The 24,032-nt window shown below is 70.7% G+C and carries 14 protein-coding genes and 2 pseudogenes; 9 read left to right on the plus strand and 7 right to left on the minus strand.

Going from position 1 to position 24,032, the window contains the following annotated elements:
* Positions 1-90 precede the first annotated feature (90 nt).
* The 6 genes and pseudogenes from AC5WS8_RS13450 to AC5WS8_RS13475 all read left to right on the plus strand — a co-directional run.
* Positions 91-327: pseudogene (locus tag AC5WS8_RS13450) on the plus strand (aldo/keto reductase); the annotation flags it as partial.
* A 307-nt stretch (positions 328-634) separates the two neighbouring features.
* A complete protein-coding gene (locus tag AC5WS8_RS13455; RefSeq protein WP_496103591.1) occupies positions 635-1,813 on the plus strand; it encodes a D-alanyl-D-alanine carboxypeptidase family protein in 1,179 nt (392 codons plus the stop codon).
* Positions 1,814-2,285: 472 nt separating this feature from the next.
* Entirely contained in the window at positions 2,286-3,572 is a 1,287-nt protein-coding gene (locus AC5WS8_RS13460; protein WP_496103909.1) for a multidrug effflux MFS transporter, read from the plus strand.
* A complete protein-coding gene (locus AC5WS8_RS13465; RefSeq protein WP_496103592.1) occupies positions 3,521-4,699 on the plus strand; it encodes a serine hydrolase domain-containing protein in 1,179 nt (392 codons plus the stop codon). Before AC5WS8_RS13460 ends, AC5WS8_RS13465 begins: the two co-directional genes overlap by 52 nt.
* A 315-nt stretch (positions 4,700-5,014) precedes the next feature.
* On the plus strand, positions 5,015-6,025 hold the full coding sequence (locus AC5WS8_RS13470; protein ID WP_496103593.1) for a small ribosomal subunit Rsm22 family protein: 1,011 nt from the start codon (positions 5,015-5,017) through the stop codon (positions 6,023-6,025).
* Between the two features lie 141 nt (positions 6,026-6,166).
* Entirely contained in the window at positions 6,167-6,898 is a 732-nt protein-coding gene (locus AC5WS8_RS13475; protein WP_496103594.1) for a bifunctional DNA primase/polymerase, read from the plus strand.
* Between the two features lie 28 nt (positions 6,899-6,926).
* Here AC5WS8_RS13475 and AC5WS8_RS13480 read toward each other — a convergent pair whose 3' ends face one another.
* Together AC5WS8_RS13480 and AC5WS8_RS13485 are read right to left on the minus strand one after the other, a co-directional pair.
* Positions 6,927-7,928, minus strand: coding sequence for an SCO2278 family lipoprotein (locus AC5WS8_RS13480; protein WP_496103595.1), 1,002 nt, complete (start codon positions 7,926-7,928; stop codon positions 6,927-6,929).
* Positions 7,885-8,184: pseudogene (locus AC5WS8_RS13485) on the minus strand (iron transporter); the annotation flags it as partial. The gene AC5WS8_RS13480 and the pseudogene AC5WS8_RS13485, both read right to left, overlap by 44 nt.
* Positions 8,185-8,453: 269 nt before the next feature.
* Here AC5WS8_RS13485 and AC5WS8_RS13490 point away from each other — a divergent pair.
* Positions 8,454-9,143 (plus strand): PhzF family phenazine biosynthesis protein, encoded by a 690-nt coding sequence (locus AC5WS8_RS13490; RefSeq protein WP_496103596.1) that lies wholly within the window; start codon positions 8,454-8,456, stop codon positions 9,141-9,143.
* Between the two features lie 36 nt (positions 9,144-9,179).
* Here AC5WS8_RS13490 and AC5WS8_RS13495 read toward each other — a convergent pair whose 3' ends face one another.
* A complete protein-coding gene (locus AC5WS8_RS13495; protein WP_496103597.1) occupies positions 9,180-9,848 on the minus strand; it encodes a biliverdin-producing heme oxygenase in 669 nt (222 codons plus the stop codon).
* Between the two features lie 117 nt (positions 9,849-9,965).
* Positions 9,966-10,823, minus strand: coding sequence for a type I methionyl aminopeptidase (gene map / locus AC5WS8_RS13500; RefSeq protein WP_496103598.1), 858 nt, complete (start codon positions 10,821-10,823; stop codon positions 9,966-9,968).
* A gap of 61 nt (positions 10,824-10,884) precedes the next feature.
* Here map and AC5WS8_RS13505 point away from each other — a divergent pair, with 61 nt between their 5' ends.
* Positions 10,885-11,115 (plus strand): hypothetical protein, encoded by a 231-nt coding sequence (locus AC5WS8_RS13505; protein ID WP_471438488.1) that lies wholly within the window; start codon positions 10,885-10,887, stop codon positions 11,113-11,115.
* A gap of 121 nt (positions 11,116-11,236) precedes the next feature.
* Here the strand turns inward: AC5WS8_RS13505 and AC5WS8_RS13510 are convergent, their stop codons facing one another.
* The 3 genes from AC5WS8_RS13510 to AC5WS8_RS13520 form a co-directional block, all read right to left on the minus strand.
* Complete coding sequence (locus tag AC5WS8_RS13510) at positions 11,237-11,839, minus strand: hypothetical protein (RefSeq protein ID WP_496103599.1); 603 nt, start codon at positions 11,837-11,839, stop codon at positions 11,237-11,239.
* 208 nt (positions 11,840-12,047) lie between these two features.
* Positions 12,048-12,461, minus strand: a complete 414-nt coding sequence (locus AC5WS8_RS13515) for a hypothetical protein (RefSeq protein WP_496103600.1) — start codon at positions 12,459-12,461, stop codon at positions 12,048-12,050.
* Positions 12,458-23,392 (minus strand): LamG-like jellyroll fold domain-containing protein, encoded by a 10,935-nt coding sequence (locus AC5WS8_RS13520; protein ID WP_496103601.1) that lies wholly within the window; start codon positions 23,390-23,392, stop codon positions 12,458-12,460. The genes AC5WS8_RS13515 and AC5WS8_RS13520 overlap by 4 nt, the downstream gene beginning before the upstream one ends.
* Positions 23,393-23,819: 427 nt before the next feature.
* On the opposite strand from AC5WS8_RS13520, the gene AC5WS8_RS13525 reads away from it, so the two are divergent.
* The gene (locus tag AC5WS8_RS13525; RefSeq protein ID WP_496103602.1) at positions 23,820-24,032 is read left to right on the plus strand and encodes a hypothetical protein; all 213 of its coding nucleotides are present in this window, start codon (positions 23,820-23,822) and stop codon (positions 24,030-24,032) included.

The raw sequence follows: 24,032 nt of genomic DNA on the forward strand, positions 1-24,032 counted from the left end.
GCGGCGACCCGGGTGCGAGGCGCAGAGATCCGGTCGCAAGGGCCTGCCCTCGTGCGCACCAGGGCTTGTCCTCGCGTGCGGTCCAACTGCGGGGGTGCCGACGCCGAATGGCTGCGGCGCGTCGAGGCCCTCCGGGACGTCCTGACCAGCGGCGGCCGTACGCTCGCCCAGGGTGCCCTCGCCTGGATCCGGGCCCGCAGCCCGCTCACCGTCCCCGTCCCGGGCTTCCGCTCGGTCGCCCAGGCCGAGGAGAACGCCGGCGCACTCGGGAAGGGGCCGCTGACCGCCGGGCAACTGGAGGAGGTGGACCGGATCCTGGGGAGGTGAGCGCACCCCGGCATCCGCCGGTCGCCCGCCGTGGGGGCGGTCACGGCGCGGACACACGGCGGGGGGAAGGCGTTGCGCGGTCGGAGTAAGAAATGTGTGAGGGCTTCAGAAAGCGTTGCCCGGGGGCGTCAGGGGTCGGATTTCCCCAAGACAGCGCATTCTGCGGCCGTTGACGGTGTGGTTCCGGGAAATCGCTGGTGAGTGGTGTGTTCTGCGCCACGTACGGTTTCCGGACACAACCCGGACTTTGCCGCGCCTTTGTCATCCCGCTGTGTGTCGCCGGGGATTCGCTTTGTACCGTCCCGGGGTGCGTTTTTCCTCTTCTCTTTCCCCGTCCGGTGCGCGACTGTCCCGGCGCGCCGTCCTCGGGCTCGCCGCCGCCACGCCGCTGACCCTGTCCGTGCCCGCGGCCGCGGCGCCGGCCCCCACCATCGGTGGCGAACGGCTGGGCCTGGCCGGCGTCCAGGTGCAGGGGGCCGCCGCGCTGCCCAAGAAGCTCACCGCCCGCGCCTGGCTCGTCGCCGACCACGACAGCGGTGAGGTGCTCGCCGCGTGCAACGCGCACCGGCGGCTCGCGCCCGCCTCCACACTGAAGATGCTGTTCGCGGACACGGTGCTCAAGAAGTTCGAGCGGACCGGGACCCACACGGTGACCGACGCCGACCTCGCGGACGTCCCCGCCGGGTCCAGCCTCGTCGGCATCAAGCCCGGAATCACGTACACCGTCGAGCAGTTGTGGCTCGGCGTGTTCCTGCGCTCCGGCAACGACGCGGTCCACGTGCTCAGCCACATGAACGGCGGGATCGCGAGGACGGTCGCCGAGATGCAGGCCAAGGCGGAGGATCTGCAGGCCCTCGACACCCATGTGATGAGCCCCGACGGCTTCGACCATCCCGGGCAGCTCTCCTCCGCCTACGATCTGACGCTGTTCGCCCGTCACGGCCTGAAGAACGGCGACTTCCGCGGCTACTGCTCGACGCGGACCGCGGACTTCCCGGCGGGCGGGAAGAAGACGTTCCAGATCCAGAACACCGACCGTCTGCTGACCGGTGCCTGGGGTCTCGGCCCCTACCAGGGGCTCATCGGCGTCAAGAACGGGTACACCAGCAACGCGGGCAACACCTTCACCGGCGCCGCCACGCGCGGCGGGCGCACCCTCCTCGTGACCGTTCTGCACCCCGAGCCCGGTGGCAACGGCGTCTACCGGGAGACCGCCTCCCTGCTCGACTGGGGCTTCGCGCAGGCCGGGAAGGCCGACCCCGTCGGCACCCTGGTCGAGCCGCTCAGCGAGGGCGGGGCGAGGGCGACACCCGCGCCGGGGCCGCAGGCGTCCCACAGGGCGGCCGCCGCGGCGCACGGCGGCTCGTCGTGGGGGCTGATCGGCGGAGCCGGGGGAGCGGCGGCGCTGCTGGCCGGCGGGGTCTACGCGCTGCGCAGGCGCGGGCGGAGCGAAGCCGCCGCCGAGGACGGCCGCCAGGGGAGCTGAGGGAGGCAAAGCGGGGGCAGCCGTTCCGCGGTCCGGTGCGTACCCCGCGGTCCACGCGAGGTCCACCCCCTTCCGGACCACGGAACGGCTGCCGCCTCCCCCCTTGGTGCGGCTTGCGGAATACCGGTGCTCCAAGTGTGAAGCTCCGGTGTGGATGAGCTGAGCGTAAGCCCGCTATGGGCCCGCATGGTGCGGACTCTTACATTCCGGTTGTGGAAGTCGAGTCGTCCGCAAAACGCTCGCCGGCTGCCGCGTCGCCGATGTCGATCCGTCCGGCCGCGATCCGGTACGGACGCCCGTCCGGGAACGGCGACTGGTCATGGCCCCGCAGCGCGGGCGTGTCCGGCCCTCGGTACACCACCTCGGCCGGCCCGTGGAAGCTGAGACCATGAGCGCGGACCGCACCACGAGGGAGGAGCACATGCCCGAGCGTGGCCGTACCACGCACGAACGGAAGCAGCCCGAAAGCGACATGAGTCATATATCGGAGTCGGGGTCGGCGTCCGGCGCCCCACCGCACCCCCGGGGCGCCGCCCCGCGCCGCACCGGACTGCTGGTCACCTTCCTCCTCGGCGCCCTCACCGCCACACCCCCGCTCGCCATGGACATGTACCTCCCGTCCCTGCCGGAGGTCACCACGTCCCTGCACGCGCCCGCCGCGACCGTGCAGCTCACCCTCACCGGCTGCCTCGCGGGCATGGCGCTCGGCCAGCTGCTGGTCGGCCCGATGAGCGACAAGTGGGGTCGCCGCCGCCCGCTGCTCACCGGCCTCGCCGTCTACGTCCTGGCCACCGCGCTGTGCGCCCTCGCCCCCTCGGTGGAGGTCCTGATCGCCTTCCGGCTGGTGCAGGGGCTCGCCGGCGCGGCCGGGATCGTGATCGCCCGGGCCGTGGTCCGCGACCTGTACGACGGCGTGGCCATGGCCCGGTTCTTCTCCACCCTCATGCTCATCTCCGGGGTGGCGCCGATCGTCGCACCGCTGATCGGCGGCCAGATCCTGCGCGTCACGGACTGGCGGGGTGTGTTCGTCGTCCTCACGGTCGTCGGGATCGCACTCACCACGCTCGTCTGGCTACGGCTGCCCGAGACGCTCGAGCCGGCCGGCCGGCACGGCGGGGGAGTGGGCACCGCCCTGCGCTCCATGCGGACCCTGCTGGCCGACCGCGTCTTCACCGGGTACACCATCGCGGGCGGATTCGCCTTCGCGGCGCTGTTCGCGTACGTCTCCGCGTCCCCGTTCGTGATCCAGGAGATCTACGGCGCCTCCCCGCAGACCTTCAGCCTGCTCTTCGGCCTCAACTCGGTCGGCCTGGTCGTCGCCGGGCAGGTCAACGGCAAGGTCCTGGTCGGCCGGGTCAGCCTCGACAAGGTCCTGGCGGTCGGCCTCACGGCCGTCACCCTCGCCGCTACCGCACTGCTGCTGATGGCGACGGGCGCCCTCGGCGGCATCGGCCTCGCACCGGTCGCCGCCACACTGTTCGTGCTGATGTCCGCGATGGGCATCACGCTGCCCAACGCCCAGGCGCTCGCCCTGATGCGCACCCGCCGCAACGCCGGTGCCGCCTCCGCGCTCCTCGGCACCACCTCGTTCCTCATCGGCGCGGTCGCCTCGCCGCTCGTCGGGGTCGCCGGCGAGCACACCGCCGTCCCGATGGCCGTCGTCCAACTGGCCGCCGCACTGGTGGCGGTCGCCTGCTTCGTGGCACTGTGCCGTCCCTGGACCGCACGCGCCGCCGAGAGCCCCGGGGAGGAGAACTGAGCGCGCCGAGACTGCGTGTCGACACCCCGGAGAAGGCCGGGCTCGACGCGGAGCAACTGCGTCTTCTCGTACGGGAGGTCCACGCCGCCGTCGCCGGGGAGCGCCCCTGGGCGGCCGGCGCCGTGGTGGTCGCCGGGCGCGGACCGGTGATCGCCGCGGAGGAGGCGGTGGGCTGGGCGGTCCGCTACGCCGCCTACGACGAGCGGGCCGACCGGGGTGTGGAGCTGCCGCGGCAGGAGCGGGTGCCGATGACCGTGGACACGCCCTTCGACCTGGCCTCGCTGACCAAGCTGTTCACAGCGGTCGCCGCGGTGCAGCAGCTGGAGCGGGGCACGCTCGGCATCGACGCGCGCGTGGGGGCGTATCTGCCGGAGTTCCGGGCGGTGGCGGACGCCGGGATCACCGTACGGCAGCTGCTCACCCACACCTCCGGGCTGCGGCCCGAACTGCCGCTGTACGACTGCGCGTCGCACGAGGAGCGGCTCGCGCTGCTGCGGGCGGAGGCGCCGGTGGGCGTGCCCGGCACCGCGTACCGCTACTCGGACCTCAACCCGCTGCTTCTGCAGTACGTCCTGCACCGCGTCACCGGCCGCACCCTCGATGTGCTCGTCCGCGACGGGATCACCCGGCCGCTGGGCATGACCGCTACGGGTTTCGGCCCGTGCCCTCACGCCGCGGCGACGGAGGACCAGCGGCGGCCGTGGGCCAAGGCGGACCGGGGAATGGTGCGGGGCCACGTCCACGACGAGAACGCGTGGGCGCTCGGCGGGGTGGCCGGGCACGCGGGCCTCTTCTCGACGGGGCGGGACCTGGCAGTCCTCTGCCGCACGCTGCTGGCCGGCGGCTCGTACGGGACGGCACGCATCCTGGGCCCCGACTTCGTCGAGCTGATGCTGACCCCGCCGGGGCTGGGCTTCGCCGTCGACCAGCCGTGGTTCATGGGCGAGCTGGCGGGGCGGGGCGCGGCGGGCCACACGGGCTTCACGGGCACGTCACTGGCGCTGGACCCGGCGACGGACACGTTCCTGGTACTGCTGGCGAACACCGTGCATCCGCGCCGCCGGGTGCCGGACAACGGGCCTCGGGCCCGGGCGGGGGATCGGCTGGCCCGGGCGGTCCGGGTGTGAGCGGCGCGGGCTCGGTGAGGGCGAGGGCCGGCGCGTGGAAAGACAGTCTGTGATCAGCGCTCTCCGAAGCGAGCACCGCCGCTCTCGGAGGCGAGCTCCGCTCTCGGAGGCGAGCCCCGCTCTCGGAGGCGAGCATCGCTCACCGAAGCGAGCACCGCCGCTCACCGAGGCGATCACCGCTCTCGGAGGCGAGCTCCGCTCACCGAAGCGAGCACCGCTCTCGGAGGCGAGCCCCGCTCACCGAGGCGAGCCCCGCTCTCGGAGGCGTGCTCCGCTCTCCGAAGCGAGCACCGCTCACCGACCTAGAATCGGCACGTGAACGCCCCCGACTCCCCAGCCGACAGCCTCCGTGCCGCCCTCTCGCGACTGCTCGACGGGCTCCCGTCCCGCCAGGCCGCGCAGGCCGTGGAGCGGCTGATCGCGAACTACCGGGGGCGGACCCCGACCGATACGCCCGTGCTGCGGGACCGTTCCGACGTGATCGCCTACGCCGCGTACCGGATGCCCGCGACCTTCGAGGCGGTGTGTGCGGCGCTCGGCGCCTTCGCGGACGCCGCCCCCGGCTGGGTGCCCGCGAGCCATGTGGACGTCGGCGGCGGGACCGGCGCGGCGACCTGGGCCGTCAGTGCCACCTGGGGCGGGGAGCGCCCGGTCACCGTGCTCGACTGGGCCGAGCCCGCGCTGGCGCTCGGCCGGGAGATCGCCGCTGCCCGTCCGGCGCTCAGGGCCGCCGAGTGGCGCCGCTCTCGTATCGGATCGGCGTTCACCATGGAGAGCGCTGATCTCGTCACGGTCTCGTACGTCCTCGGCGAGCTGACCGAGGTCGACCGCGCCGCCGTCGTCGACGCCACGGCCGGCGCCGCCCAGGCGGTCGTGATCGTCGAACCCGGCACCCCCGACGGCTACGCACGCGTCATCGGGGCACGCGACCGCCTCATCCGCGCCGGCTTCCACATCGCCGCGCCCTGCCCGCACAGCGCCCCCTGTCCCATCGTCCCCGGCGAGGACTGGTGCCACTTCTCGGCCCGGGTCAGCCGTTCCTCACTGCACCGCCAGGTCAAGGGCGGCTCGCTGGCCTACGAGGACGAGAAGTTCAGCTATGTCGCCGCGGCCCGTTTCCCGGTGCACCCCGCCGTCTCCCGAGTGGTCCGGCGTCCCCGGATCCGCAAGGGCCAGGTGCTCCTCGACCTGTGCGGCCCCGACGAGTTCCTGCACCGCGACACGGTGACCAAACGCCACGGAACGCTCTACAAGGCCGCCCGCGACGCGGATTGGGGCGACGCCTGGCCACCACCGTCCGCCGATGCGGAGGGGCGGACCGGATGAAATCCCGCAATGTCGCCTGATGGCGGCGCTCGGTTGGCATCGCCCCGGCCGCCCCGGTTGCGAAGTTCGGCCCCCCGGAGCGCAGCAGGATGCGACCATAGGGCATGCTGTCGGGACCACAGCAGCGAGGCGAGGAGATAGATGAGCGCAGACTTCGGCCGCCGCGCGAGCGTGCGGGGCAGGATCTCCCAGTGGCTGCGCGGACGACGTCCCGCCCGTCTCGAGAAGGACGCCGGCGACGGCGGCCGTGAGGCGATGCTGCTGGCTGCCGCCACGGCCGGGTTGCCGCTCGCTCCCGCCGCCCACCCCGTCGGCTACCGCTGCTCCTGCGACCGCGTCGGCTGTCCCACGCCCGCGCGGCACCCGGTCTCCTTTGCCTGGCAGACGCAGTCCACCACGGACCGGGCGCAGATCGAGCGATGGGCCCGGCACCAGCCGCAGGCCAACTTCATCACCGCCACCGGGATGGTGCACGACGTGCTCGACGTCCCGCGCGGGGCCGGCGAGGAGGCCCTGGAGCGGCTGCTCGCCGCCGGCGTCGAGGTGGGGCCCGTCGCCACCACCGGGGACGGCCGCATGCTGTTCTTCACCCTCACCCGCGGCACGCCCGAGGACGAGGACGAGTGGTGGCCGTGCGAACTGGACTGCCGTCCCGAGACGATGGACGAGCACCCGGGGCTGCGGTGGCACTGCCGGGGCTCGTACGTGCTGGTGCCTCCGGCGCGGTTGCCGGGAGAGCCGGCGGTGGAGTGGGTGCGGGGGCCGGAGCACGCGCTGCCGGATCCGCTGAGCCTGCTGGAGGCGCTCACCGACGCGTGCGCGCGCCACGCGGGCGACGAGAGCGAGTTGGCGGGCCGGCCGCACCGGAGCTGAGCCCCGGCGGCGGCCCGCGTCCCCGACGTCACTCCCCCTTGGCCCCCGTCAGCCCCTCCACCCGGCTGACGAACTTCACCTGGCCCTTCCTCGGGTCCAGTACCGCCTGGTTCGACACGAACTCCCGGATCAGGGACTGCTTGACCTCCCCGGTCATCAGGGCCTTGGTGCTCGGGTCGGTGACGTCGATGTTCACGCCCTGAGCGGCCGTCTGCCGCTCGTAGTGGTGGGTGGCGAAGAACACCAGCGCGCCGCCGTCCGTGGTGCGCAACCCCACCGGGGCGTAGTCGCCGTTGGTCAGCGGCTCGTCGATGTACTGCCGGGCCAGTCCGGGCCTGCTCGCGTTGCGCAGCCGCGTGGCCCGCCACTGCGAGGTGTGCGGGCCCGGCGCGAAGGCGTTGCCGCCGCTTCGCAGATAGGCCGCGTAGGCGGTGCTGAGCCTGCGGGGCTGGACGGCGAGTGCGGGGTCGTCCGGCGCGACCGGCTCGGCGAAGCCGTCCTTGTCCGTCTTGAACGCCGGTACGTCGCCGGGCGCGAGGATCGTCAGATACGACACCGCCCACACCCTGCTCGCGTCGGAGCGGGTGAAGACCAGCAGCCAATGGGCGTCCGGGCTGCCCTTGTTGGCGTGGGCGTCGGCGACGAACCAGCGCGGCCAGCCGGCCTTCTTCGGGATCGTGAACCTGGCGTCGGTCAGCTTCAGCGGCACATGGCCGGGGTTGCCGCCCGGATCGGTCCTGTGGCCGGCCTCCAGCTTGCCGCCGTCGATGGCGCCCAGCGCACCGGTGACCCGGGCCGCGTCCAGAGACCGGTCGTACGCCTTGTCCGCCTTGTTGTAGGCGGTGAGGAATTCCTTCAGCGCGCGGGTCGCCTCGGCGCGTGTCGCCGTCGGTACGACCTCCCGCTCGCCGTGCACCACGACGCAGCCGCTCGCCGTCACGGACAGAACCGTCACCGCCGCCGTCGCCAGGGCGAACCGTACCGGACTACGCAGCGTTCGAGGGCTGCGATCCCCGCGCTCCCTGCTCATCAGTGACCTTCACCTTCCCCTTTCCGGAGGCGAACCCTACCGGGGACAGGGAAAGCGCGAGCGCCGGGATCAAGTACAGCAGCCGCACCGTGACCTGAAGGCCCGTCGGATCGGGCTGGAAGTCGAACACGCCCTTCAGCAGCGCGCCGTACCGGCTGTCCGGCGGGACGGTGTCACCGATGTCGAAGGCGAGGCTCGCCAGGCCCGGGCCCCAGCCGGCCTCCTGCAGGTCGTGGTAGCCGTGGGCGAGCACGCCGCGGCGACGACGACCAGCGCCTCGGGCCGCTCGTCGCTCAGCCCGAACCTTTCGAAGAACCACGGCCCGAAGCCGATCGCCCCAGGAAGGCGGTTGGGTGAGGCCCGCCTGATTCAACCGGGGTTCACCCGTCCCCTGTCAGCCCGGGACGTGATCCGGGTCTCACCGGGGTGGCGAACGGGGCGGCCGAGGCGCGCGGGCGGCGCCCTCCCCGACCGGTGCCGCCACTCGGCACGCCGTCGCCGCCCGGGTGATGTTTCAATGCCCCGGTGACTGACTACGACGTGCTGCGCGTCTTCTGCGGGCCGAACGGCGGCTACGGCAACGAACTCGGCGTCGTGCGGGACGGCTCGACAGTCCCCGGGCGGGACGAGCGGCAGGCCTTCGCCGCCAAACTCGGCTTCAGCGAGACCGTGTTCGTCGACGACCCGGAGCGCGGGGTCATCGACATCTACACGCCCACGCTGCGGCTGCCGTTCGCCGGACACCCCTGCGTGGGTACGGCCTGGCTGCTCGATCTGCCGGAACTGCTCACTCCGGCCGGTGTGGTGGGAGCACGCCTGGACGGGGAGTTCAGCTGGATCGAGGCCCGCCCGGAGTGGGCGCCGCCGCGCACGTTGCGTCAGTACGCGACGGCCGCCGAGGTGGACGGTCTCACGGTGCCGCCGCCCGGGGAGTGGATCTACGCCTGGGCGTGGGAGGACGAGGCGGCGGGCCGGGTCCGCGCCCGGGCCTTCCCCGGCCGAATCGATGAGCGCGGAGCCGGCGGCTCCGATGGAGCCGGTGCCTGCACCGGGGGGATCGAGGAGGACGAGGCGACGGGTGCGGCGGCGCTCCTGCTCACCGCCCGACTTGGCCGCGCGCTCAACATCCGCCAGGGCGCGGGCTCACAGATCCTGACCGCGCCGCAGCCGGAGGGGTGGGTGGAGGTCGGAGGCAGGGTCCTCCTGGAGCGCTGACCCACCTGAGCCGACCCACCGGCGCGGCCCCCACCGCTAGGCGCTCAGCGGGAACTCCTCGCCCAGCGCGCGGAAGACCGCCGTGTTGAGGGTGTACGCCCGCCGGCACTCGGCGACGACCCGCTGCTTCTCCAGATCGTCGACCCCGATCCCGTCCAGAAGCGTCCGGTAGGTCCTCTTGTACGCCGCCGGGTTGGGGATGCCCTCGAACACATAGAACCGGACGCCGTCACCCTTCCGGGCGAAGCCCCATGTCCTCTCCGCGGTACCGCGGATGATCTGGCCGCCCGCGAGGTCGCCCATGTAGCGGGTGTAGTGGTGTGCGACGTATCCGCCGGGCCACTGCCCGGCGCACTCCCGCACCCGGTTCGCGTACGTCAGCGTCGCGGGCAGCGCCGTCAGGTGCGCCCGCCACCCGGGGCCGCGCAGATGCGCCAGGTCCCGCTCCAGCGCGGCCAGCCGGAACAGCTCCGGCCGTACGAACGGCCCGGCGACCGGGTCGCCCGCCAGCCGGGCGGCGCCGGACTCCAGGGCCTCGTACACGAACCACAACTGCTCGGTGTAGCGAGCGAACGCGTCGACGCCGAGCCTGCCGCCGAGCAGGCCGGTGATGAACGCGGAGGTGTTCGCTTCCCGGTGCTCGTCCTGCGACGCGGTGCGGATGAGCGCCGAGAAGGCCGTATCGGCCGTTTCCGGGGTGTTCATGGGACCTCCGCTGTTTTGCCGACGCCCTGTCGGCAAAAGCCTACCCGCGATCCGCTCCCGGCCCACGCGAAAGAGCCCGCTCGGTGGACGGAGCGGGCTCCAGGAGGTGAGGTGTGGCTACGGCAGCGTGAGGATCTCCGCCCCCGTCTCCGTGACGACCAGCGTGTGCTCGAACTGCGCCGTCCGCTTGCGGTCCCTGGTGACGACCGTCCACCCGTCGTCCCACATGTCGTACTCGTACGTGCCCAGGGTGAGCATGGGCTCGATGGTGAAGGTCATGCCGGGCTGCATCACCGTGGTCGCGTGCGGGCTGTCGTAGTGCGGGATGATCAGCCCGGAGTGGAACGACGAGTTGATCCCGTGACCGGTGAAGTCCCGCACGACCCCGTACCCGAACCGCTTCGCGTACGACTCGATGACGCGGCCGATGACGTTGATCTGGCGGCCCGGCCGGACGGCCTTGACGGCGCGGTCGAGGGACTCGCGGGTGCGCTCGACGAGCAGCCGGGACTCCTCGTCCACGTCGCCGACCAGGTAGGTGGCGTTGTTGTCGCCGTGGACGCCGCCGATGTACGCCGTCACGTCCAGGTTGATGATGTCACCGTCGCGCAGGACCGTGGAGTCCGGGATGCCGTGGCAGATGACCTCGTTGATCGAGGTGCACAGCGACTTGGGGAACCCGCGGTACCCCAGGGTCGACGGATAGGCACCGTGGTCGCACATGTATTCGTGCGCGACCCGGTCCAGCTCGTCCGTGGTGACGCCCGGGGCGATGATCCTCGCCGCCTCGGCCATCGCCCGCGCCGCGATCCGCCCGGCGACGCGCATCGCCTCGACGGTCTCGGGGGTCTGCACCTCCGGCCCGGTGTACGGGGTCGGCGCCGGCTTGCCGACGTACTCGGGGCGTCGGATGTTTCCGGGCACGGAACGGGTGGGAGACAGCTCTCCTGGTACGAGCAGCGACTGGCCAGACATGCCAGCGAGTCTATCCAGCGGCCGTGCGGGACCATGGCCGTGGTGAAAGGAGCTCCTAGCGATGGCGCTGTTCAGGAAGCGGACGGTCGGCAAGCCGGGCGAGTGGTACTACTGCCTGGTCCACCAGAAGGTCGAGGAGGGCCCGGAGTGCCCGGCGAAGGACCGTTTCGGCCCGTACGCGTCCCGCCAGGAGGCGGAACACGCGATGGAGACGGCACGCGAACGGAACGTCGAGTGGGAGACGGACCCGCGCTGGCACGACGCGCCGCCGGCGGAGCGGGAGGGGGACTGAACCCGGCACCGTCCCCGGGGTGAACCGCCTCCACCGCCCGCCCGGACGTCCGGGCGGGCGCCCCTCAGGTGCCATGCCGGCCGGCGCGGCGCGGCGCCCGGGGCAACCGGGGCCCCGCCGGCTACCACCGGGCCGGCGGCGGCTCCGTCAGCTGGTCCGCCAGCCGGGACAGACGGTCGCGGAAGCGGCGCCGGCCCCGCGGCGCCGGCAGCCGGTTCTCCCCGGCCGCCGCGCTCACCAGGTGCTGCACCGTGTCCAGGTCCAGATCCGTGTCCTCGGGCACCGTCAGCGACTCGTGGGCCAGCGCCGTCAGGTCCCGGTCCCCGGCGTCCAGCGCCAGCACCGTCGCCCCGGCCCGCCGCGCGTCATGGACCCGCTCCAGCAGCCCCGCCCCCGGCGCGGCGGGCGACACCACCAGCAGGGTCTCCCCGCGCCGCGCCGCCGACAGCCGCCCCAGCCCCACCGCAAGGTGCGCCGGACCCGAGGCGTGTGCCGCGTGCCGCACCAGCGTCGGGGACAGTTCCGGTGTCCCGGACCACGCCGCCTCGTCGACCAGGTGCGCCGCCAGGTGCCACGGCTCGTACTCCGGGCTGCCCACGAGCAGCAGCCCGCCCCCGTGCGACACCACGGACCCGCGCAGCGTCCCCGCGAACCGACGCGTGGCGACCGGCCACTCGGTCCCGGCGAGCACGTCCCGCAGCAAGGCAACCCGTACGGCGTCCATGCGAGAGCATCCTGCCGCAAACCGCGGGCCGTGACCGTGAGTTCGTTCCGCGTTCCCCCGATCCGGGCAGAGGGCCACCACACCGGTCACAGCGGCACAGCCCCTGTACCGCTACCGAACTGACGCCATGCGAGCGGACGACACCCGGCACGCTCGGCCGTGGACTCGACTCCGGATCAGCATTTCGCAGTCCGGTCCACTTCCCTGATCAGCATTCCGCGGTCAGGTCCACGGAGTACCGATCGCGGACATCATCCACAAACTCCTTGGTTCCGATGGGGGGTACCCTCTGCGCCCACCAATGTTTGTCATTCGGCCAGATCACCGGACCGTCCTTCACGACCTCGTGAAATATTTCATCGATGCGTTCAACCTCTTGCGTGAACCACGCGTGCTGTTCGAGGAGCCTTATCCCGGCGTCGTCCAGGGCCCTCTGCAGCAGGTCGCGGACTGACCGGTCATTGAGGTACTCGGAGAGGTCGGACTCGTAGCCGCTCGCACACTCCTCGACGAAATCCTCCCACATCCTGAGAGCACTTCCGGGAAGCGGAGGCGCTCCCCATCCCGAGGACCGGGCGATCGTCTGAAACTTCTCGGTGAACTCATTCGGGGCAGAAATCATTTGAATTGACTCCAGAAGTATTCCACCGGGTCCCCCTTGGGTCGGAAGAAGGTGGAGATCGTACCGGAGGAGTTCATGTAGCCGAAGTACCCGGTCTGTGGGTCGACCCGGAACATGCCGCCACTCGAACTCGGCAAGGAGATGGAACCTTCCGGTCCGGCGCCCGACATGAAATTCCGTGCAGCATTGCGATAACGTTTCAGGCCGCCGGGACCTCTGAATTCAGGCATATCGCCTCCGCCTTCCACGGCGGTGAGCTTCCCCTTCTTCCCTGCCTTCACACCCAACACGTGCTTCGCATAGTGCCGGGCCGCCGAGGAGTTCGAATTGAAGTCGGCCCGGCCGCAAAGCGAGTTGTGGACGAGAACCGGAGTCGCCCCCGCGAGCACATAGTACGTGTGGAGTGCCCCGATGGTGAGGTCGTAGGTGGTGGTGTGTGCGTGGTAGAGGCGGACGCCGGTGACCTCGGCCGTGCCGGTCGGGGTGCGGAGGACGTCGCCGGCCTTCAGGTCCTCGGCTTCGACGAAGGCGGACTGCGTCTCGTCGTAGAACGGGTGGTGGAAGGTCGTCGTCAGGTGCGCGCCCCGGGCGTCCTTCTTACCCGCTGTTGCCGAACCGACCGCCGCCACCGGTGCCGTTGTCGGCTGGTCGGTGGTGGCGTGGCCGTGGCCTGCCGTCAGGATGCCGAGTACCGCTGCCGAGGCTGCCAGGCCGAACCCTGCCTTGCGGGCCGCCTTCTTCGCCGACAACTTCGCTCCGGCCTTGGTCCCGGCCTTCGCGGTGTCCTTCCCCGCCTGCTTGGCGCCGGACGCGGCTGTCGCCTTGACGGTGAGGTCGACGAAGTCGTGGTCGGTGTGGGTGACGATGACCGCGGTGACCTTGTGGGCCTCCGTGCTCTTCACGCCCGGTACCGCGTCGGCGATGGTGTCGCCGACCTTGATCCGGTCGATCGGCCTGGCGGTTCCGTCGGCCATCAGCACCCGGGTGCTGCCGGTGAAGCTGTGCGGAAGTGAGCAGCCGATGCCCCCCAGTCTGACGTCGGCGTAGGAAGTTGCGGCGCCCACGGCGATGCTCAGTCCCAGGGCCGTCTTGTTACTGCAGTCGTCGACGCATTGCCCGGCGAATCCGGCAACTGCGCCGACAGCGGCCATGCATCCCGCACCGCCCGTCTCCGGGCACAGCAGAGCTCCGACCAGGCCCACGCCGGTGGAGGTCAATGTCCCCTTCGTGCTCTCCCAGATCTCGTCGAGCGTCACAGGGCCGAGAACGGCATTCTTGAGGCGCTGGATGAGTGCGTCGTTCGCGAAGCTCCCGGGCTCGTCCCAGGTGTCCGGGCTCTCGCGCATGATCATCGCCACGCCCTCGCGGAAGGTCTCCCTCCGGCTCTCAGGGATCGAGGCGAGGAGAGCTGTCATCTCTTCGCACTGCGCGTTGCAGCTGTCCTCGTCGGACGAGTCGGCGTTCGGGTTGATCGAGTGGTACGCGGCGTGGACCGCGTGCCTCACCGCGTGCAGGGCCTTGTGGACGACGTGCGCCACCGCGTGTACGGCCCGGTGCGCCACGTGTCTGAGCGCGTGGAGCGCCTTGCGGACGACGTGCGCCACCGCGTGTACAGCCCGGTGCGCCACGTGCCGTACCGCGTGGAAGGCCGTGTGTACCGCGTGCACCACGCGGTGGTGCACCGGCGAGGAATGCCGTGCGACACGGTGGTTCACCCGGTGGACGACGTGCGCGACGGCATGGTGCGCGTCGTGCACGTAGTGCACGACGCGACGCACCGGCCGGTGGACGGCACGGACCACGTGGTGCACCACTCGCACCGCCTTCCGGGCGGCGTGGCCCACGGCCCGAACCACGTGGTGGACCGCGTGGGAAACATGGTGGCCCACGCACTGCGCCGGGCTGCAGTGGCCGCTGGGGTCGGTGCCGAGCAGCGGGTTGTCACCCACGTAGGCGAACGGGTTCGCCGCCGCCGAGTTCGGCACCGGGTTCACCGACATGGTGTCCTTGTTCATGAACTGGCCGGTGGACGGGTTGTACCAGCGCGCGGCCATGTTGACCTTGCCGGTGCCCGAGTCCGTCCAGCCCGACTGGAAGCCCAGCAGACCGAAGCTGTTGCTGCTCGCGGTGACCTTGCCCAGCGGACTGTACGTCGCGGAGCCCGCGAGCGAGGTCGCGCCCGCCGTGAACGTCCCGACCACATCGTCGTGCTGGTCGGTCAGCGCCAGACGGCCCGTGGTGGTGTCGGTGGCGCCGGCCGTGTTGATGCCGGCCAGGGCCCCGAACGGATCGTAGGTGTACTCGTACGAGCCGTCGCCTGCGACGGTGTTGCCCGCGCCGGTGTACTGCAGCGTCCGCGAGGCGCCGCCCTGCGTGGTGTCGGTGTCGGTGATGACCCGCCCGGTGGCGTCCAGACCGTAGCTCTGGGTGCCCGACGTGATCTGGTCGCCGAAGGCGTCGGAGGTGAACGCCGTCGTCGGGCCGGAGGTGGTGGACTGCTGCGTCAGCGTGCCGCGGGCGGTGTAGCTGTAGGAGTTCGTCCCGTCCGAGGTGAGTTCGTCCCGCGCGTCGTAGGTGTAGACGTCCGCACCCACCTGGACGCGGTTGCCCGAGTCGTCGTAGGCGTAGTCCGTCGTCGTGGTGCCGTTGTTCCACGACGTGAGGCGGTCCGCCCAGTCGTAGGTGTAGGTGTTGTTCGCGGCGCCGGTGACCCCCGTGGTGTCCTTCGACGTCAGGTTGCCGTTGTCGTCGTACCCGTAGGCGATGGACGCCACCGCGGCCGATCCCTGCTTGAGGGTGTCCCCGGTCAGCTCGTGCCGGCTGTTGTACGTGAACGTGCGGGTCTGTCCGCTGCTGCCGTACTGGATCGAGGACGGCTGGGACAGGGTGTTGTACGTGTACGTGAGCTGGGTGCCCGTCGCCGGGTCGGTCATCGAGGACAGACGGCCCGCGCTGTCGTAGCCGTACCCGGTCGTGCCGGCCGTGTCCGTCCGGGACGTCATCAGCCCGTCGCCGTCGTAGACGAAGGAACTCGAACCGGCCGAGCCGGACGCCGACGTCAGGTTGTCGCGATCGTCATAGCTGAACGATTCGCTGGTCGACGGCTGGTACCCGGCGCTGCCCGAGGTGCCCGCGGCGTCCGTGGCGGCCGTCACCACACGTCCGGCGGCGTCGTAGGTGAAGTGGTGCGTCGCCGTCGCGGCGTCCGCGCCCGAGCCCGACTCCTGGGTCAGGTCGCCCATGCTGTCGTAGGTCAGGGCGGTGCTCACGCCGCCCGGCTCGGTCACCCCGGTCACCTGGCCGTCACCGTTGTAGGCGTACGTCGTCGTGGAGTCGGCCGCGCCGCTGTGGGACGAGGTGGCCGGCTCGACCGCGGTCTGCTCGAGGTTCCACTCGTTGTACGTGGTGTACCAGTTGTTGCCGCGGCCGTCGGTGTAGCGGGTGCGGTTGCCGTCCGCGTCGTAGCCGAAGGACGTGGTGACGGAGTGGGTGGAGCTGACCGGCTGGATCTCCTGGGTCACCATGTCCGTCGCGTCGTACGTGAAGGTCGTGGTGTGACCGGCCGCGTCGGTGGCCGCCGTCAGGTTCCCGTTGCCGTCGTACTGGTTGGAGGTCTGGGCCAGCAACGTGCCCGAGGCGTCGTACTGCTTGTGCGCGCCGGGCAGCCCCGACATGGTGTAGTCGGTCTCGTCCCAGGTGCCGTCCGGCTGAATGGCCTTCTGCCGGTTCCCCATGAAGTCGTAGGTGAAGCGGGTGACGTTCCCGGCGCCGTCGGTGACCGAGGTCTTCTCGCCGGTGTGATCGTAGCCGTAGGAGGTGACACGGCCGCCGGGTGAGGTCGTGCCGGCCAGGAAGGCGCCGCCCGGGTCGGTGCCGCTCGCCGCGTAGGAGTACGTGGTGGTCAGCGTCTGTGCGGAGGGGTACCGCTCCAGGGACGTGTCGGTGAGCTTGCGGCCCAGCCAGTCGTAGGTCGCCTCGGTCTCGGCGCCTGTGCCGTCGGTCACCGACAGGGTCTCACCCTCGGTGTCGTGGGTGGTGTGCACCGTCGAGTTGTCCGGCTGCGTCACCTGGGCGACATTGCCCATCTGGTCGTACTCGTACGACGTCTGCTCGCCGTCGGGAAGCGTCTCGGAGGTGATCGCTCCCGAACTGCTGTACGTCCACACGGTGGTCGGGGTGATCGCGCTCGACGAGCCCGGCGGGGTGTAGGACGGACCGGTCTCGGAGACCCTGTTGCCGTCCGCGTCGTAGGCGGTGGTGGTCACATGGCCGTTGGGGTCGTTCTCCTCGACGCTCTCGCCGAAGGTGTTGTACCCGCTGGTGGTCACCGGGCGGGCGGTCACGGGCGCCGAGCCGTCACCGCTCTCCACGGGTACGGCGGCCCCGGTGGTCACCGTGAGGTTGCCCGCCTCGTCGTAGGCGTAGTCGGTCGTGTTGCCGTTGGGGTCGGTCGCGGAGGTCTGCAGACCGCGCTGGTCGTACGTCCACTTGGTGGTCTGCTGGTCCGCGGAGCCGACGGTGCCGCCGGAGCGCCCCTTCCCGTAGAGGGAGGACACCTCGGACGAGGACAGGGCACGCGGGTAGACCTGCACATCGGCGAGCGAGCCGTCGAGGTAGTCGCCCCGGTTTCCGGCGTACTTGGCGCTGCCCATGGTCAGCGGACCGGACGCGGACCACGGTGCCGAGTCGGTGTTGCTGCCGGCGAGCGCGCCGTTGACGTACAGCTGCATGTCGCCGGTGCTCGCGTTGTACACACCGACCAGATGGGTCCAGGTCCCGGTGGTCGCCGCAGTGGTGGAATAGGCGCCGGTGAACGACGGTGAGGTGGTGTCACCGCCGGTCAGATCGAGCGACCAGGTCGGCGACTGCGTGTGCGCGTAGTTGTACTGGAGGTAGAAGGGGCTGTTGGTGGTGCCGTCCTGGCCGACCAGCGTCATGTTGTGGGTCGGCGTCGAGGCGAGGTTCACCCAGGCGGAGACCGTGTAGGAGCCGCTGGTGTCCAGCACCGGGCCGTTGGTGGCCAGGTAGCCGCTGGTGCCGTTCAGCTCGGCGGCGTCGCCGGCCCAGGTGACGTCGGTGGCCCGGGCCGTGTTGCCGGTGCCGGAGGAGTCGGTGACGGTGCTGCCGCTGGTCTGGTCGAGCTTCCACCAGCCGGACGGGTGGCCGGAGGCGTCCCCGTGGACGGTCTGCGCCGTCAGGTTGCCCATCGGGTCGTAGGTGTTGGTGGTGACCCGGTCCCATCCGGAAGGGTCGGTCTCCTCGGTGGAGGCGACCATGTCGTCCGGGGTGTAGGAGACCGTGGTCTGGCGGTCGGTTCCGGTCGGGTCGACGGTGGTGGATGCGGTGCGGGAGGCCGCGTCCACGGTGTAGTCGGTCTCCGTCGCACCGTTGTTGGTGACGCTCTTCACCAGGTCGCCGGCTCCGTCGTACGTGTTGGACGCGACCGCGAAGCTGCTGGTGCCGGATGAGTCGGTCCTGGTCTCGGTCGCGACCAGCCCGTCATCGGTGTAGGTGTACGACGTGGTGTTGCCCATGGAGTCCGTCTCGGACGCGAGTCGGCCTGCGGGGTCGTAGGCGCGGGATATCTGCACCAGGTCCTGGGCGGTGGAGGGGTTGACCGGGTCCCCGGTGTAGCTCTTGAGCGTCTGGGTGAGCAGGTCGCCGTTCGGGTTGTAGGCGTACGCCGTGGTGGTGCCGTCGGGAGAGGTCTCGGACTCCTTGTTGCCGTAGGCGTCGTACGTGTAGGTGGTGGTACCGCCGTTGCTCGCCCCGGCGTTGGCGTTGGCGTCCTTCTCGCTCGCCACCTGGTCGTACGCGTCGTACGTCCAGGATTCGGTGCGCGGGGCGTCGCCGCCGGTGCCGTCGGAGACGGTCTGCGAGGTCACGTCGCCGTCGTCGTCGTAGACCGTGGTGGTGACCGGAGTGTGCTGGGCGCCCGTGACGCGGTCGGCCAGCTGTGGTGCGGTTTCCTTGGTGACCCGGCCGTTCGCGTCGTACTCGTACGAGGTGGTCAGCCCCGACGGATAGCTGTCCGAGACCTCGGTCCTGGTCAGCACCCGGCCGATGCCGTCGTACGTGTACCGGGTGACCAGGCCGCCGGCGTCGGTGGTGGATGCGACGTCGCCGTTGTGGAAGTAGGCGATGGTGTGCGCCGCGCCGGCGGGTGTGACGATCTTGACCGGTAGTCCTGCGGGGACGTTCCCGCTGTCGGCCGCCGGGTAGGTGGAGCTGCCGTCGCTGAACGTGGTCGTGACGGTGCGCCCGTTCGGGAAGCCGGCGACGGGCGGTGTGGTCTCGCTGGTCGCGTTGCCGTGCGCGTCGTAGCCGTAGGTCGTCAGGTATGTGGTGTCGGTGGAGGAGGCGGACCGGCCGTCCCGGTAGGTCAGCGGCAGGTCGTTGCGCGGGTCCGCGGTGGTCAGCTGTGCCGAGGTGTCGTCCGGGTAGTAGGTGAAGTACCGGGTGGAGCACCTGTTCGCAGCCTGGTCCTGGCAGGCGGTGACCGACACGACGTTTCCGCGCGGGTCGTGACCGGTGGTGGTCACATCACCGTCGGGGTCGGTGACGGTGTGCTCGAAACCAGCGGTGTCGTAGCCGAAGCTGGTCGTGTTGCCCAGGCCATCGGTCTCCGTCAGTTCGCGGTTGCCGTGGGTCGGGTCGTACGTGTAGGCGAGTGTGTGGTCGCCCGGGTCGGTGACCTGGACCGTCTTGACCGGGAGCAGACCGTCGGAGTCCTTCGCGGCGCTGAACTGGGCGGCCACGTCGTCGGCGGACAGTCGGGAGCGGTAGAAGGAGACCTCGGCGACGGAGCCGTTGAAGTGGCTGACGTAGCCGGTGTTGTCCGAGGTGTTGTGGTGGGTCTCGTCGGGCCAGTAGCCGCCGATGAAGCCCGCGCCGACGTAGGTGTAGTCCTGGTTGGACATGGCGGCGGTGCCGGTCTGCGTGCCGGCCGGCCGTCCGTCCAGGTACAGGGACTGGCTGGTGGCCGACGACGACAGCACCACGTGGTGCCACTTGCCGTCGGTGACGGCGGCGGAGGAGGCCAGCGGCTTGCCGGCGCCGCTGGAGAACCAGAACTCGCCGTACAGCTTGCCGCTGCTGCCCACGTACAGGATCGGCGTGTACGAGCCCGGCGTCGTGCCGTTGGACAGCGGGTCCTTGGACGCGCCGAACAGCACGCCGTTGGCCGTCGACGTCTTGAACCACAGGTCGACCGACTCCGCGCCCGAACCGGGCACCGTGCCACTGGGCAGCGCCACGTTCGAACTGCTGCCGTCGAAGGAGGCGGTGGTGTGGTCGCTGAACGGGCCGCCGGTACCGAGCGTCACCCCGTTGTAGGTGCCCTGGCCGCCGCGCACCTCGTCCAGCGCGTCGGCCGCGCCCGCCGACTCGCCGAAGCGGTAGTACTGGTTCGGCGCGCCGCCCAGTACGGCAGAACGGTAGACCTGGCTGGATCCGGCGATGCCGGGCGTGCCGAGCTTCCACACGCCGCCGTTGTCGTCGGTCACCTGGGTGGCGCGGGCTGCGTCGGTGTCGTAGGCGATCGAGGCGTACGTCCTGCCCGAGGGGCGGGTGATGGAGGTCAGCAGGGGCGAGGCGTGGGTGGCGGCCGAGTGGATCGAGGCGACCTCGTCGGCGGTCAGGGCGCGGGGGTAGTACGCGGCGTCCGCGATGGTGCCGTTGAAGTACACCGGGTAGCCGTTGTTGCTGGTGGTGGAGTAGTGCGGCTCGTCGGGCCACGCGCCGCCGAGGAAGCCGGCACCGATGTAGGTGTGGTTCTGCAGGGCGCTGTGGTAGCCGTCGCTGTAGGAGATCATGCCGGACAGCGAGCCGACCTTCGCGCCGTCCAGGTACAGGCTCTGGCTGGACCCGGCGCCCGAGAGCACCACCTGGTGCCAGGCACCGTCGTTGACCGCCGAGGAGCTGACGATGGGGTCGACCTGGTTGCTGTTCCAGAACTCGGCGTTCAGTTTGCCGTCGCTGCCGATGTAGATGCCCGGGGTGTACTGGCCCTGGGTCATGCTGTAGCTCAGTGGCAGGGTCGAGTAGGAGAACAGCACACCGGGCGCGGTGGTGGTCTTGAACCACATGGACAGCGTCTGCTGTGTGGCGCTGGACGCCAGGCTGGGCGGGAGCTCCGCATAGGAGGAGGAGCCGCCGAAGCCGGCCGCCGTCGCCGTGGACCCGGCCAGCGGTCCGGCCTGACCGAGGGTCACATTGTGGTAGGTGGCGTTGTCCGACCCCTCGTTGAGGCCGACCGAGCTGGCCGCCGTCGTGCCGCTGGACTCGTTGAACTGCCACAGGGAGGAGGCACCGGAGTCCTCCACCTGGGTGCGGAACTGCGATCCGGTGGTGTAGCCGTACTGGTCGCAGGCGGTGCTGGACTTCGGCGAACAGACTCGGGTCAGCTCGTCACCGGAGTAGGTGTAGGTCCAGGTCAGCGCGGTGTTCGGGGTGCCCGGGGTGACCGGGTCGGTGACCACGGTCGCCACGTGGGGGCCGCTCGCACCGGACGGGGTGGACCAGGTCAGGTGCAGTGCCCGGCCGGACACCCCGGACCTCATGTCGCTGATCTCACCGGAGGACCAGGTGAAGTCCACCGCACGGTCATTGGCGTCCGTGACCGAGGTGATGCCGTACGCGCCCGTGCCCAGTGACTGCGTGAAGGCGTAGACGGTGTCCTTCTTGTCGGTCAGGGTGTAGCCGCCGGTGACGGAACGCAGTTCGGCGAACCGGCCCGAGGATGCGGAGAACGTGCCGTCGGCGTTCTTGCCGAAGCCGACCTCCGAACCGTCCGGGTAGGTCACCACGACACCGGTCAGTGTGCCGGAGGCGTCGTGCTGTTCGGTGGCCCTGGCGTCGAAGATGCTCGACCAGCCGGCACCGAAGGCGCCCGTGGTGCGGAAGTCACGGGAGTTGTAGTCCCGGATCACATCCAGGCTCGGGCCCGGGCCGTCCACGCTCGCGTCGGTGGCCTCCTGGGTGTAGTTGCCGATCGAGGCGTCGAAGCCCTGGGGACTGTCGTTCTGCGAGAGTGTGGAGGTGAGGAACGGTTGCGGCACCTGTGTGGTCAGCGCCGACCAGGGCGCGGCGGTGGAGTACAGGGTGCCGTCGTAGGCCTGGACGGTCCAGTAGTAGGTCGTGTTCCAGGTGAGCTTGCCCGAGGGCACGGTCCAGTTCGGGGTGGTCACCAGGCCGGAGTCGACGACCTTGGTCCCGGATGCCGTGTAGACCTGGAAGTCGTACTTCTGGGTGGTGGGGTTCTGCTGGAAGTCGGCGAACGCCTGGAGTTCGGGGGTGAGGGTGGACACCGGCGAGTTGTTCGACGGGAAGGTGGCCTCGACCATCGGCGCGATGTCGCCGGTGTAGTCGTAGACGATGTACGGCGCGTCCCCGGGGTAGGCCATCGACCCGAACTGCTTCCAGTGCAGGTTGTCGGTGGTCGGCGCGTAGATCGCCAGGCCGTAGTCCGCGGTGGTGCCGTTCGCCCAGTTCTGGATCGCGGCCGTGTTCAGCGGCACGGTCACCCAGTCACCGCCGGTCTGGCTGCCGGAGGTGTTGGCGCACGCGTTGCTCACCGTCGGCGTCAGGCTGCCGATCGACGACCCGTGCGAGGGCCCGGGATACGCCATGGCGTCGTCCGGGTTCCAGGACTGGGTGGCCTGGGCGACGTAGAAGGGCTCCGGCGTGCAGGTGGACGCCCAGATGTCGTACAGGTGCAGGTTCGCCGAGATCAGGCTGACCCCGGAGCCGTCGAAGCTGGTCCGCCATTCCTTCACGAACGACACCGCCGAGTGGGTGCCGGAGTCGTACGAGCCGACCTTGACGGTCTGCTCCTGCGAGCGGTCCGCGGGCGTGTAGCCGGACTCGGTGTAGGTGGAGTCGACGTAGTCCCACACGGACGTGTCCGGGTCCACCGTCACCGGGAACTGCCGGTCCGTGGAGTGCAGCCAGTCCGCGTCCAGGGTCATCCTCAGTGCGGGCCTGCCGTGCTCGGTGATCAACTGGTAGGTCACCGCGTGCGTGGTGCCGCGCTCACCGGACACCTTGTCGATCTTCGAGTCGAACGCGTACGCCGGCGGGATCGAGGCCACGCCCTTGCCCTTGGCGTCCCGCAGATCCACCCCGCCGTACTTGTTGGTCTTCGCCGTGAGACCCCGCAGGTCCAGCGGGAACACCCACGAGTGCGCCGCCTGTGCCGAATGCAGCACCAGCGCCTGACGCAGACCCACCGCCGTCGACGTCAGCTCCAGATCGGTGTGCGGCAGCACCTGCGGGTACGACACCGTCGAGCCCTTGGCCACACCCGCCACCGACGCCGCGCCCTCAAGCCCGAACCCGACACTGCGCCCGCCCCTGCCGAACGACGCCAGATCACGCTCCGACGCCTTCACGGCGAACCCGACATCCAGCGAGTTCGACTTCTCGCTCCACCGGCCGTCCGCCCCCTGCGCGACCGAGGTGTCGATCCGGTGCCAGGTGCCCTTGGCGTCCTGGTAGTTCAGCGGAAGCGGAGAAACCTTTCTGCTGAACGTGCCGTCCGCGTTGCGGTAGTACGTGGAATGCACGGTCGACTTGTCCGCCACCGGCTTGCTGGTCCTGGCGTCGAAGCCGTGGAACGCGGCACTCCTGCCGACCTTGTTCCTCCCCTTGTACGGAGCGTACGACGGCAGTTCACCCTTGCCCCCGCCCCGCGGGTGGCCGACGCCGCGCCCGGCCCGCGTCGAGGCCGCGGAGGCCTGGTGGCGGTGGCCGGCGGCCGTGCCCGACTGCTGTCGCGGCACTCCCCCCCAGTGCGGGGAGCCCTTCATCAGCGAGGTGAAGAAGCCGCCGATGCCCGACAGCGACACCGGCTCCAGTGTGACGCCCTGAGCCACGGCGTCCTGCGTGGTCAGCATCAGGGCGAGCCCGGTCAGGGTCAGTATCGCGGTCATGCGCCGCACGCGATGAACAAGGGCCCGCCATCCGTACGGACGGCGCGCTGATCGGGTACGCACGGCTGCCAACCTCGCTATGTAGACAAGAAGAGGAAAGAAGGAAAGGGAAGATCGAAGAGAGCTTGGAGATCCTCGCCGGTGATGATCACTTGTCACCAGGTTCTCAACGTAAGCTTTTTGTAAAATTTGCACTGTGCAATGTAAGGGGCATCGCGCATGACGGCAGCCTCGCGTGCCGGCTCTTGCCCCCAACTCCCCGGCAGGCGCGCCCACTTCTTCGTCACCGCCATGTGCACCTCCGCCCGCCGCCCCTCCCGGGCAGCGCCCAGGGCCACTTCACGGCCGTGGCCGCGCCGTCGTCCGCGGAGGCCGCCCAGGAACCGCTGTTCTCGGCGCCGGCCTCGCCTTCCGCGACCTGACGGCCGTGAGCGTGTCCGGCGGCGCCGGCATCACCCGGCGGCCGGCGTCCAGCCTCGACGGGCCGCCCACCGGGTCCTGCGACCTGGTTCGCGTGGAGGCCGACGCCGTCGGGCCGCTCCACGAGACCGGCGGCTTCAGTGCCCACGAGACGATCGGTTCGCGCCGGCTGACCCGCCTGCCCTCACCTGAGCGGCACGGCCGGCGGGGGCGCACGTAG

It is taken from the genome of Streptomyces sp. PTL18, from assembly GCF_059510295.1.